Source organism: Cupriavidus plantarum, assembly GCF_905397285.1.
Taxonomy (GTDB): Bacteria; Pseudomonadota; Gammaproteobacteria; order Burkholderiales; family Burkholderiaceae; genus Cupriavidus; species Cupriavidus plantarum.
Genome location: NZ_CAJPUX010000003.1, coordinates 16,535 through 28,262, shown reverse-complemented (window position 1 = coordinate 28,262; position 11,728 = coordinate 16,535). Strand labels below are relative to the sequence as shown.

Below are 11,728 nucleotides of genomic sequence, written 5' to 3'. Positions count from 1 at the left end.
AGGTCATGCGGACACCCCGCGGGTACCGAGCGTCAGCCGCACGTGCTCGCGATCGGAGAACGGACGCTTGCGCCCCTGGATCTCCTGCGTCGCTTCATGGCCCTTGCCGGCCACGAGCACCACGTCGGCGGATGCCGCATGCTTGATGGCGTAAAGGATCGCGGCCGCGCGATCCTCGATCTGGCGCGCACGCGCACGGTCGTGCATGCCGTCGGCGATCGCGTCCAGGATGTCCTGCGGGTCCTCGCTGCGCGGGTTGTCGCTCGTCAGCACGACCTCATCGGCCAGCCGCTCGGCGACTTCGCCCATCAGCGGGCGCTTGGTCGCGTCACGGTCGCCGCCGCAGCCGAACACGCACCACAAGCGGCCCTGCCGCGCGGCGGCCACCGGGCGCAGCGCGTCCAGCGTCTTGGCCAGCGCATCGGGCGTGTGGGCGTAGTCCACCACGGCGAGCGGCGCCTCGTGGCCGCCGAACAGTTCCATGCGGCCATCCACGGGCGCAAGCGCGCGCAGCGCGGCGATCGCGGCATCCCATGCCACGCCGTTGGCGAGCGCGGCGGCAAGCACGGCCAGCAGGTTGCTGACGTTGAACGCGCCGATCATCGGTGTCGTCACGTCCACGCTGCCGAAGCTGCCGTCGATATGGAATGCGGTGCCGGTCGCGGTCGCGCGCACGTCCGTCGCGCGCAGCCACTCGGCACGCGCCGCCGACGGCGACGCATCGCCATCGATGCCGTACTCGATCACGCGTGGCGCGGTCGTGCCGGCGGCATCGTTCGCCAGCAGGCGCTGGCCCATCGCATCGTCACGGTTGATCACCGCGCAGCCCAGGCCATCCCACTGGAACAGCAACCGCTTGGCGGCCTCGTATTCGGCCATCGTGCCGTGATAGTCGAGGTGATCCTGCGTCAGGTTGGTCAGCACCGCGACGGCGAAGCGCGTCCCCGCCACGCGGCCCTGCTCGAGCCCGTGCGACGACACTTCCATCGCCACCGCGCGCGCGCCCGCATCGTTCAGGTCGGCGAGGCTCTGCTGCAGCTGGACCGCATCGGGCGTGGTGAAGCCCGTCATGTGCAGCGCATCGGGAAAGCCCGTGCCGAGCGTGCCGATGGTCGCGCAGGGCGTACCGGCGGCCTGCAGCACGCGCGCGAGCCACTGCGCGCACGAAGTCTTGCCGTTGGTGCCGGTGATGCCCGTCACGGCGAGATCGCGCTCCGCAATGCGATACCAGCCGGCGGCGATCGGCCCGGCAAGCCGGTGCAGCCCGCTGACGGCCAGATGCGGCGCGGCATCGCCGTCCTTCCATGCGTAACCGTCGGCTTCGTACACGACCGCCGACGCGCCCGCGGCGATGGCGCTCGCGATATGCGGTCGGCCATCCGTCGACAGGCGCGCGTTCCCGAGCACATAGGCGAAGAAAACGTCGTTCGGCGCAAGCCGGCGCGTATCGCCGGTCAGGCGCGCGCCCGCGGGCACCCGCGCATGCAGCCAGGCCAGCGCGTCGCTGGCCTGTGCGGAGACTTCGGAGGGGAGCATCGGCTTGGCCGTCATTGGGTCCCCGTCCATGGCTCGCTCTCCTGCACCTTGTCGCTAACCATGAGCTGGCGGATCGGCGAATCGGGCTGGACATTCAGCGCGCGAAGCGTGCCGCCCATGATCTGCGAGAACACCGGGCCCGCCGCGGCGCCACCGTAGTGGCTGCCGGCGGTCGGCTCGTCCACGCTCACCGCCACGATCACGCGCGGGTTCGACATCGGCGCCAGGCCAATGAAGGACGCGCGATACTTGCTGCGGTCATAGCCGCGGCCCACGTGCTTGTACGCGGTACCGGTCTTGCCGCCGACGCGATAGCCCATCACCTGCGCCTCGGGCGCGGTGCCGCCGGGCGCGGTCACGGTCTCGAGCATCGCGCGCACGTCGCGCGCCACCTGCGGCGACAGCACGCGCTCGCCGGTGGCGGGGCCGTTGGTCTTGAACATCGATACGGGAATGATCTCGCCATCGTGCGCGAAGATCGTATAGGCATGCGCGATCTGGAACAGCGACACCGACAGGCCGTAGCCGTACGACATCGTCGCCTGCTCGATCGGGCGCCAGCTCTTGAACGGCCGGACGCGCCCGGCCACCGCGCCAGGGAAGCCGATCTTCGGCGCCTGGCCGAGGCCGACGCTGGTGAACATGTCCCACATTTCCTGCGGCTTGAGCATCATCGCGATCTTGGTCGTGCCGATGTTGCTCGACTTCTGGATCACGCCGCCGACCGTCAACGCGCCGTAGTTATGCGTATCGGTGATGGTCGCGCCTTCGAAGTTGTACTTGCCTGTGGTCTGGACCACCGTCGACGGCGTCACGCGCTTGAGCTGCAGCGCAAGGCCGATCGTAATCGGCTTCATCATCGAACCCGGCTCGAACGTATCGGTCAGCACGCGGTTGCGCAGTTGCTCGCCCGTCAGGCGCGAGCGGTCGTTCGGGTTGTACGTCGGCCAGTTGGCCAGCGCGAGCACTTCTCCGGTCTGCGCGTCGAGCACGACGGCGCTTACGGCCTTGGCCTTGCTGCGCTCGGCGGCGGCCTTCACTTCGTTGAACGCCAGGTACTGGATCTTCGCGTCGATCGACAGCTGCATGTCGCGGCCATCGCGCGGCGTCTTCAGGATGCCAACGTCCTCGACCACGCGGCCGAGACGGTCCTTGATGACCTGGCGCGCGCCCGGTTTGCCGGCCAGCAGTTCCTCGCGCGCGAGTTCCACGCCTTCCTGGCCCTTGTCCTCGACGTTATTGAAGCCGACGATGTGCGCCATCGCCTCGCCTTCCGGATAGAAGCGCTTGTACTCCCGCGTCTGGTGGATACCGTCGATCTTGAGCGCGGCGATCTTGTCGGCCGCGTCCGGCAGCACCTGGCGCTTGAGGTAGACGAAGCTCTTGTCCTCGTCGAACTTGCGCTGCAGGTCCTTCTCGGACATGTCGAGCAGCTTCGCGAGCTGGCGCCTGTCCGCCGCCGCGATATCGTTGGGTACGTCCTCGGGCACCGCCCACACGGCCTTCACCGGCAGGCTCGTTGCGAGCACCAGCCCGTTGCGGTCGAGGATCTTGCCGCGCGTGGCGGGCAGCTCCAGCGTGCGCTGGAAGCGCTTCTTGCCTTCGGCTTCGTAGAACTGATTGCCGGGCCCCTGGATCCACAGCGCGCGGGCGCCCAGCGCCGCGAACGCCGCGAACATCAGGAACACGACGAACTTGGAGCGCCACATCGGCAGCCGCAGGCCCAGCACCGGGCTCGCGGAGAACTGACCGGTGCGCGGGCGCGACTGCGGCTGCGCCTGCTGGCGCGCCGCGCCGTTGTTGCGCGTGTTGCCGCGCGCGCGCGCGCCGAGGCTCGGACGGGCCAGGCTCATTTGCTTGCCTCCGGCGCCGGAGCGCTCGCGACCGGCGCCGCCGCGGGCAGCGCGATGCCGGCCAGATACTGGGTCTTGCCCGGCATCACGGACGCCATCTTCAACTGCGTGCGGGCCGCGTCGGCGATGCGCGCGCTCTTGCCGAGCGCGCTCTGCTGGTATTGCAGGCGAGACCAGTCGATGTCGAGCTGCTTCTCCTCCGCCTGCGCGCGCTCGAGGGCGACGAACAGCGTCCGCGCCTGGTGCTGGGCACCGACGAGGGACAGCGCGCAGAACACCAGCGCGGCGAGCAGGAAGAAGGTCAGTCGGTTCATGCCGTCACCGATCCTGAAGACAATTTCTCGGCCACGCGCATCACGGCGGAGCGCGCGCGCGGGTTATCGGCCACCTCCTGGTCGCTCGGCTTCAGGCGGCCAAGAAGCTTCAGTGTGGGCTGCGGCAGGTCGGCCGCGCGCAGCGGCGCACGGCGTAGCGCGGGGTCGGCCCCCATCTGCGGACGCGCGTGCGCCTGCATGAACCGCTTGACGATGCGGTCCTCGAGCGAGTGAAAGCTGATCACCACGAGGCGGCCTCCGACCTGGAGCAGTTCGTACGCCGCCTTCAGACCTCTTTCGAGGTCCTCAAGCTCTTGATTGACGAAAATCCGTAGAGCCTGAAAGGTGCGGGTCGCAGGGTCCTGACCCTTCTCGCGTGTTTTGACGGCTTTCGCCACGAGCGCGGCAAGGTCGGCAGTAGTGGCGATGGGGCCGCCATCGCCGGGTTCGCGCCGGCGAGCAACAATCGCCTTTGCAATCTGTACAGCAAACCGTTCTTCCCCATAGTCTCGTATCACCCTGGCAATGTCCTGCTCGTCCGCCTGCGCGAGCCATTCGGCCGCGGTCATGCCGCGCGTGGTGTCCATGCGCATGTCCAGCGGGCCATCGAAACGAAAGGAGAATCCCCTCGCCGCCTCGTCGATCTGGGGCGAACTGATCCCCAGGTCGAGCAACACTCCCGCGAGCGGCGCGCGGCCGGTCAGGCGTTCGCCCATCGTGCCGAAGCTCGCGTGCTCAATGGAGAAGCGGGCATCCTGGATGGTGCCCGCTTCTGCGATTGCTGCCGGATCCTTGTCGAACGCGACGAGCGCTCCGGCCGGCCCCAGCCGCGCGAGGATGGCGCGGCTGTGCCCGCCCCGGCCGAAGGTGCCGTCCACGTAGGCGCCGTCGGGCCGCCAGACGAGCGCCTCGACGGCCTCGTCCAGCAACACGGTGCGATGGCGCAGGGCGGTGGTCCCCGGCGTTCCGGTAGGGCTCATGACCTCTTCAGAAAGAGAATTGCTTCAACGCGTCCGGCATGCCCTGCGCCATCGCCTGTTGTTCCTTGGCGGTGTACGTCGCGGCATCCCAGATTTCGAAATGACTGCCCATGCCGAGCAGCATGACCTCTTTGTCGAGCGTGGCGGCACTGCGCAGCTCCGGTGCGATCAGCACACGGCCGGCGCCGTCCATGTCCACGTCGGCGGCATTGCCCAGAAAGATGCGCTTCCACCAGTGCGCGTCCATCGGCAGAGCCGCGATTCGGCTACGGAAGGATTCCCATTCGGGTCGGGGAAACAGCAACAGGCAGCCATCCGGGTGCTTGGTCAGCGTCACCCGGCCCTCGGCCTGCTGATGCAGCGCCTCGCGATGCCTTGCCGGAATGGACATCCGGCCCTTGGCATCCAGCGACAGCGCCGAAGCTCCCTGGAACAAACTCTCCCCCCGCGTCTTGCCCTCGTTTTTGCGACCGACCTCGCTGCAAATCCGTTAGCTTCCCGGAATGATCGCAGCAATGCACCCCCAAATCACACAAAAACACACTTGCTCACACAATTTCCCACTTTAGAGTAAGCACTTTGGCCGGTCAAGGCTGTGTAAGGGGAGAGAAAAGGGGGTTTTTCGAATCAGAACAAAGACTTAGCGCGCCAACTTCACGCACCATGACAGTGAAATATCAATGAAATGAAGATCTTAGGGAGTAAACCGGAGAAACCACCTGAGAACGGCTCGACGACACCCCGCTGGCGCGGGCGATCGACGCGAATTTGCGCCGTTGCGAAGGATACAACGTTTTGCCGCGCGGCCCGCTCGCGCAAGGGCTCGCGCGGGTTTTCCACAGGTCCCGCGGGCAGCGCGAAAAGGCCGTTGAAAATGCCCGCGATCGGACCGCGCCCGACAGCGCTCAGACGCGATACGCGGTAGTGGTCATCACGCGCGATGCACCACGCATGAGCGCGCGGATCGGATTGGGCAGCGGCACGCCGCCCGCGTCTCGCGCGGCATCGCCATGACGGATCTCGTCGTCGCGCATCTGTTCGAGGATCGCGCGCGAGCGGCCATCGGCTGCCGGCAGCTTGTCGAGATGGCTCGTCAGATGATGCTCGACCTGCCGCTCCGTCTCGGCGACGAAACCGAGGCTCACGCGATCGCCCGCGCGGCCCGCGAGCCAGCCGATCGCGAACGCTCCGGCGTACCACACGGGGTTGAGCAGGCTCGGTCGCGAACCGAGCTCGCGCAGCCGGTCCGCGCACCACGACAGATGGTCTTCCTCTTCGCGCGCGGCCTGATCCATCTGCGCGCGTACCGGCGCGCTGTGCGCCGTGAGCTTCTGCGCCTGGTACAGGGCCTGCGCGCAAACCTCTCCCACATGGTTGATTCGCATGAGCCCGGCCACGTGCTGGCGCTCGGCGGCCGACAACGGTTCGGTATCGGGCGCGAGACGGTTCGCGGGATTCTCGCGGCCCGCGCGGGTCACGCCCGCGATCGCGCGCAATGCCACGTCGAATTCTCGAATCAGGGAGTCCATGTATGTCGATGGATAGGCAATGAGGAGTTTCCAGCAGGCCTCGTCGTCATGCGAAAACGCGGCGCCGCCGGTCCGGGATTTCCCGCATTGTACTCCGGCCGTCGGTGTACGCCTCCCGCAATGCCGCGCCAGTGCTGGCTTCCGTCCCCACAAACCCTTAGTTGTGAAAAGCAGACAAGACGTTTACCTCAGGGTCAACAGCATGACTCCCTGCGCTAGAGTGTTCTCCGGCTTCGCAAGGAAGCCGGGCGCGGTCGAATGAGAGAGAGAGGCAGCAAGGAGATTCTTCCGCGCTCCACATAATTCTTATATGGAGATAACCGAGCATGAAGAAATCACTTCTCGCGCTTGCGTCATTAAGCTTGTTCTCCGGCGTGGCGACCGCTCAGTCCAGCGTGATCCTCTACGGCGTGGTCGATCTGCCGATCGAGTACAACAACCATCTTGCACCCGGCTTCAACCAACCGGGCGGCGGCAGCCGCGTCGGGCTGCAGACGGGCGGCGGCCTGTCCGGATCGCGCTGGGGCCTGCGCGGTACCGAAGATCTCGGCGGCGGCACCAAGGCGCTGTTCGTGCTCGAGTCGGGCTTCGGCGTCGATGACGGCCGATCGCAGCAAGGCGGCCGCCTGTTCGGCCGTCAGGCGTACGTTGGCATGCAGAACGACTCGCTGGGACGGCTGACCTTCGGCCGCCAGTACACGACGATGTTCGACATGTTCGCGAACTTCTCGCCGACCGGTTACGCCACCATCTACGAGCCCGTGGTCGCGCAGCTGGGCACCAATTTCCGCTCCGACAACACCGTGAAGTACACGGCCGTGTTCGGCGCGCTCACCGCGGAAGCGCATTGGAGCTTCGGCACGGGCGTCGCGGCCATCGGCCTGAATCCGCTCGCGAACGGCGGCGCGGGCGAAACCCCCGGCAACTTCGACAACAACGCGGGCGGCGGTGCGGGCCTGCTATACATGTCCGGCCCCCTTGGCCTGGCTATCGCTTACGACGAATGGCGCCCGACCGCGACGATCAACGATCCGGGCCGCTCGCGGAAGATCGGCGCCGCTGCCAGCTACACGTACGGGCCCGCGAAGCTGATGGCCGGTTACCGCTGGGGCCGCATCTCCGCGCCCGATGGCAGCGAGCTCCAGCGGGACAACTACTACTGGGCCGGTCTGAACTATCAGGTGAACGCGCCGCTCAGCCTCACGCTGGCGTACTTCTATCAGGACCTGAAGCAACTGCGCCCCACGCTGGCCTCGCCGTCGAACAATCCGGCAAACCCGTGGCAGATCAGCTTCGTGGCGGACTACAACTTCTCGAAACGCACCGACGTGTACCTGACCACGGGCTTCTCCAAGAACTCGGGCCTGAACTTCGACACGTCGGCGGTCAGCTTCGCCAATGGCTACTTCCCGCAACAGGGCAAGAACACGATGATCGGCGTGGCGGTCGGCGTGCGGCACAAGTTCTGATTCTCCGGCGCAAGGGAATCCCACCGCCGAAGGCCCCAGCGCCAACGGTGGGATTTCCCTCATCCACGATGTGCGCCACATGCAACTAGAATGGGCGGCGAGACCGGACCCATCCCGGCCCCATTCCGGAGACATCGCCATGCAACAACCTCGCCGCCGCGCCATCGCGCTGCTGCTGTCCAGCGCCGTGCTGCCCTTCGCCTTCCCTGCCGCGCACGCCGCTGACCCCTACCCCACCAAGCCGATCCGCCTCGTCGTGCCGTTCGCGGCCGGCGGCACCACCGACATCCTCGCCCGCGCCGTCTCGGCGGAGCTCTCCAAGGTGGCCGGCTGGAACGTCGTGGTCGATAACCGTCCCGGCGCGGGCGGAAACATCGGTGCGGACATGGTGGCCAAGTCCGCGCCCGACGGCTACACGCTGCTGATGGGCACCGTCGGCACGCATGGCATCAACCAGTCGCTGTACGGGAAGCTGCCGTTCGATCCGATCAAGGACTTCGCGCCGATCACCCTGGTGGCCTCGGTGCCCAACGTGCTCGTGGTGAACCCCGCGTTCGCGCAGCAGAACCACATCAACAGCGTCAACGACCTCATCGCCTACGCGCGCGCCAACCCCGGCAAGCTGAACATGGCCTCGAGCGGCAATGGCACCTCGATCCACCTGGCCGGCGAACTCTTCAAGACGCAGACCAAGACCTACATGGTCCACTTCCCGTACCGCGGCAGCGGTCCGGCGCTCACGGACCTGTCCGGCGGCACCATGCAGGTCATGTTCGACAACCTGCCGTCGTCGATGGCGCTGATCAAGGGCGGCAAGATCAAGGCGCTGGCCGTGACGAGCGCCAAGCCCTCGCCGGCGCTGCCGGACCTGCCCACCGTCGCGCAGGCGGCCAAGCTACCGAACTACGAAGCGAGCTCGTGGTTTGGCCTGCTCGCCCCTGCCGGCACGCCGCCCGACATCATCCAGAAGATCCAGCAGGAAGTCGCCAAGAGCCTGGCCACGCCCGCCGTGCGCGAACGCATGCTCGCGCAGGGCGCGGACCCGAGCGGAAACACGCCAGAGCAGTTCGCCGCGCTGATCAAGTCCGAGCACGTCAAATGGGCGAAGGTCGTGAAGGACTCGGGCGCCAAGGTCGACTGAGTCTCTCCCGCCGGGCGTGGCGGCCATGGGCATATACTTGAAGCATCAACAAATGCCCGCCGCTTCGCCATGCCCAGGCCCCTCGCACGACCCGTTACCGACCCGGATGTCGTCGCAACCGGTGCCGCCTCCCATGCGGCGCCCGACGATCCGGCGCCCGCCGATCTCGTCTCGCTGGATCTGGAGACGCGCGTCGGCGAGGGCGGCCACGCGGCGCTGCGCCTCTGGCTGCGGCTGCTGACCTGCACCACGCTGGTCGAAACCGATATCCGCTCTCGCCTGCGCCAGCAGTTCTCGGTCACGCTACCGCGGTTCGACCTCATGTCGCAGCTGGACCGTCATCCCGAAGGCCTGAAGATGGGAGAGCTGTCGCGCCGCATGATGGTCACGGGTGGCAACGTCACCGGCATCACCGATCAGCTGCAGCAGGAGGGCCTCGTCTCGCGAGAGTCATTGCCCAACGATCGGCGCGCCTATCTGATCCGGCTGACGCCCGCCGGACGCGAAGCCTTCTCGCGCATGGCACTTGCGCATGAAGCGTGGGTCGAACGTTTATTCGCGGGGCTCGCCGAAGCCGATCGGGACGCGCTGTTCCGACTGCTCGGCACCCTCAAAACCAGCCTGACCACGCCATGACACTCGACCGCATCCACCGAACCGGTTCCGCTTTAGCGGGTCCCGCATTTCCGTCATCGTTGCGGGCTACAGCTTCCTCCGCGATATGTGGCTTGCTGATTGCGGCGCTCGCCGGCTGCGCCAGCCAGCCGCAGCCACCGCAGGTCACGCCCATCAACGCCACCGTCAAGCTCGGCCAGGTTACCGAGAAGACCTATCTTTCACGCGTCGATGTCACGCAGGCGCCGTCCTATGGCGGCACAGGGGTGGGCGTGGGCGCGGGCGGGTTCAGCGGTGGCGGGGGCGGTGGCGTGGGGGTCGGCTTCGCGTTCGACCTGTCGCGGCTGTTCAACAAGCAGCCACCGCCGCAACAGGTGGACCTGTTCCAGTACAAGGTGCGCACGCAGGACGGCGCCGTCGCGTCCGTCAATGCGCCTGCGGCGCCGGGGCTCGACGTCGGCACCTGCGTGCGGCTGACCTACGTCGATGGCTCGCAGCAGCCGCAGATGGGCCCGTCCAACGAGTGTTGAGCGGGCACTTCGTGGGAAAGTGCAGGGATGCGTCAGGCCGCCTGACGGCTGTCGCGTAGCTCGCGACGCAGGATCTTGCCGACGTTGGTCTTCGGCAGTTCGGTACGGAATTCGACGTACTTCGGACGCTTGTATCCCGTGAGCCGCTCCTTGCAGAACGCGATCACGGACTCCTCCGACAGCGCGGGATCCTTGCGGACGATAAACAGCTTCACGACCTCGCCCGAATGCACGTCGGGCACGCCCACCGCGGCCACTTCGAGCACGCCCGGGCATTCGGCCACGACGCCTTCCACCTCGTTCGGATACACGTTGAAGCCCGACACCAGGATCATGTCCTTCTTGCGGTCGACGATCTTCGTATAGCCGCGCTCATCCATCACGCCGATGTCGCCCGTCTTGAAGTACCCATCCGGCGTCATGACCTTGGCGGTCTCGTCGGGACGATTCCAGTAGCCGGCCATCACCTGCGGCCCGCGCAGGCAGATCTCGCCGGGCTGGCCCAGCGGCACGTCGTTGCCATCGTCGTCGCGGATCGCGAGTTCGGTCGATGGAAGCGGCAATCCGATGGTCCCCGAGAACGCATCGGTATCGGTCGGATTGCACGTGGCCGACGGCGAGGTCTCGGACAAGCCGTAGCCCTCGATGATCGGGCAACGTGTCCGCGCCAGCCACTTCTTTGCCACCGCCTCCTGCACGGCCATGCCGCCGCCATTCGCGACGCGCAGCCCCGAGAAGTCGATCTTGTCGAAGTCCGGATGGTTCAGCAACGCGTTGTAGAGCGTATTCACGGCGGGGAACATGTTGAAGCGATACTTCTGCAGCTCCTTGATAAAGCCCGGAATGTCGCGCGGATTCGGGATCAGCACCGACAGGCCGCCATTGCGCATGCCCAGCAGGCAGCAGACCGTGAGCGCGAAGATGTGATACAGCGGCAGCGCCGTGATCGTGATCACCTGGTCGATCTTCGCGCCCTTGTCGAGCGCGGGCTGCATCCATGCCTCGGACTGCAGCACATTGGCCACGATATTCCGATGCAGCAGCACGGCGCCCTTCGAGACGCCCGTGGTACCGCCCGTGTATTGCAGGAACGCGATGTCGTCCGGCCCCGTGTTCACCGGCGCCAGCATCATCTGGCGAGATTCGCGCAGGACGTCGTTGAAGCGCACGCAGTTCGGCAACTGCCACTCGGGCACCATCTTCTTGACGTTGCGCACGACGAAATTGACGATCGCGCCCTTCACCGTGCCCAGCATGTCGCCCATGCTGGCGACCACCACGTGACGCACCGGCGTGTTCGGCAGCACCGCCTGCAGCGTCGCCGCGAAATTCTCGAGAATGACGATCGCCTCGGCGCCGCTGTCCTTCAGCTGATGCTCGAGCTCACGCGGCGTGTACAGCGGGTTGACGTTGACCACGACGAGGCCGGCGCGCAGCACGCCCGCCAGCACTACCGGATACTGCAGGACGTTCGGCATCATGATGGCCACGCGCGTGCCAGGCTTCAGGCCGCGCGACTGCAGCCATGCGCCGAACTGCCGCGAGAGCCGGTCAAGTTCGCCATACGTGATGGACGCGTCCATGCACACGAATGCCCGCTTGGCCGCGTAGGTACGGAACGATTCCTCGAGCAACTGGGCCAGCGAACGATACGGACTGGCATCGATCTCCGCGGGGACGCCTGCCGGATATTGTTTCAGCCACAGTTTTTCCATACGCCGGTCTCCTGAATTTCTGAATGGTCGTTCGCTTTTTTGGGGA

Annotated in this window: 11 protein-coding genes; 4 read left to right on the top strand and 7 right to left on the bottom strand. The window is 66.5% G+C overall.

Annotation, left to right across the window (positions count from 1 at the left end):
- Window positions 1-3: 3 nt before the first annotated feature.
- From KHP16_RS14795 to coq7, 6 genes are all read right to left on the bottom strand, one after another.
- Entirely contained in the window at window positions 4-1,551 is a 1,548-nt protein-coding gene (locus tag KHP16_RS14795) for a UDP-N-acetylmuramoyl-L-alanyl-D-glutamate--2,6-diaminopimelate ligase (protein ID WP_211960752.1), read from the bottom strand.
- Entirely contained in the window at window positions 1,548-3,389 is a 1,842-nt protein-coding gene (locus KHP16_RS14790) for a peptidoglycan D,D-transpeptidase FtsI family protein (RefSeq protein WP_109580032.1), read from the bottom strand. Before KHP16_RS14790 ends, KHP16_RS14795 begins: the two co-directional genes overlap by 4 nt.
- Window positions 3,386-3,703, bottom strand: coding sequence for a cell division protein FtsL (ftsL, locus tag KHP16_RS14785; protein ID WP_109580031.1), 318 nt, complete (start codon window positions 3,701-3,703; stop codon window positions 3,386-3,388). Before ftsL ends, KHP16_RS14790 begins: the two co-directional genes overlap by 4 nt.
- On the bottom strand, window positions 3,700-4,683 hold the full coding sequence (rsmH, locus tag KHP16_RS14780; protein WP_115952818.1) for a 16S rRNA (cytosine(1402)-N(4))-methyltransferase RsmH: 984 nt from the start codon (window positions 4,681-4,683) through the stop codon (window positions 3,700-3,702). Before rsmH ends, ftsL begins: the two co-directional genes overlap by 4 nt.
- A 7-nt stretch (window positions 4,684-4,690) precedes the next feature.
- On the bottom strand, window positions 4,691-5,119 hold the full coding sequence (gene mraZ / locus KHP16_RS14775; protein WP_109580029.1) for a division/cell wall cluster transcriptional repressor MraZ: 429 nt from the start codon (window positions 5,117-5,119) through the stop codon (window positions 4,691-4,693).
- 469 nt (window positions 5,120-5,588) lie between these two features.
- A complete protein-coding gene (gene coq7, locus KHP16_RS14770) occupies window positions 5,589-6,212 on the bottom strand; it encodes a 2-polyprenyl-3-methyl-6-methoxy-1,4-benzoquinone monooxygenase (RefSeq protein ID WP_109580028.1) in 624 nt (207 codons plus the stop codon).
- 326 nt (window positions 6,213-6,538) lie between these two features.
- On the opposite strand from coq7, the gene KHP16_RS14765 reads away from it, so the two are divergent.
- From KHP16_RS14765 to KHP16_RS14750, 4 genes are all read left to right on the top strand, one after another.
- A complete protein-coding gene (locus KHP16_RS14765; RefSeq protein ID WP_115952819.1) occupies window positions 6,539-7,681 on the top strand; it encodes a porin in 1,143 nt (380 codons plus the stop codon).
- Window positions 7,682-7,820: 139 nt separating this feature from the next.
- Complete coding sequence (locus KHP16_RS14760; RefSeq protein WP_109580026.1) at window positions 7,821-8,822, top strand: Bug family tripartite tricarboxylate transporter substrate binding protein; 1,002 nt, start codon at window positions 7,821-7,823, stop codon at window positions 8,820-8,822.
- A gap of 69 nt (window positions 8,823-8,891) precedes the next feature.
- Window positions 8,892-9,458 carry a MarR family winged helix-turn-helix transcriptional regulator gene (locus KHP16_RS14755; protein WP_211960598.1) on the top strand — a complete coding sequence of 189 codons (567 nt, stop codon included), beginning with the start codon at window positions 8,892-8,894 and terminating at the stop codon, window positions 9,456-9,458.
- Between the two features lie 59 nt (window positions 9,459-9,517).
- On the top strand, window positions 9,518-9,967 hold the full coding sequence (locus KHP16_RS14750) for a hypothetical protein (protein ID WP_109580024.1): 450 nt from the start codon (window positions 9,518-9,520) through the stop codon (window positions 9,965-9,967).
- Between the two features lie 32 nt (window positions 9,968-9,999).
- Here the strand turns inward: KHP16_RS14750 and KHP16_RS14745 are convergent, their stop codons facing one another.
- Window positions 10,000-11,682: a long-chain fatty acid--CoA ligase gene (locus KHP16_RS14745; RefSeq protein WP_109580023.1), complete on the bottom strand. Its 1,683-nt coding sequence runs from the start codon at window positions 11,680-11,682 to the stop codon at window positions 10,000-10,002.
- Window positions 11,683-11,728: the final 46 nt, after the last annotated feature.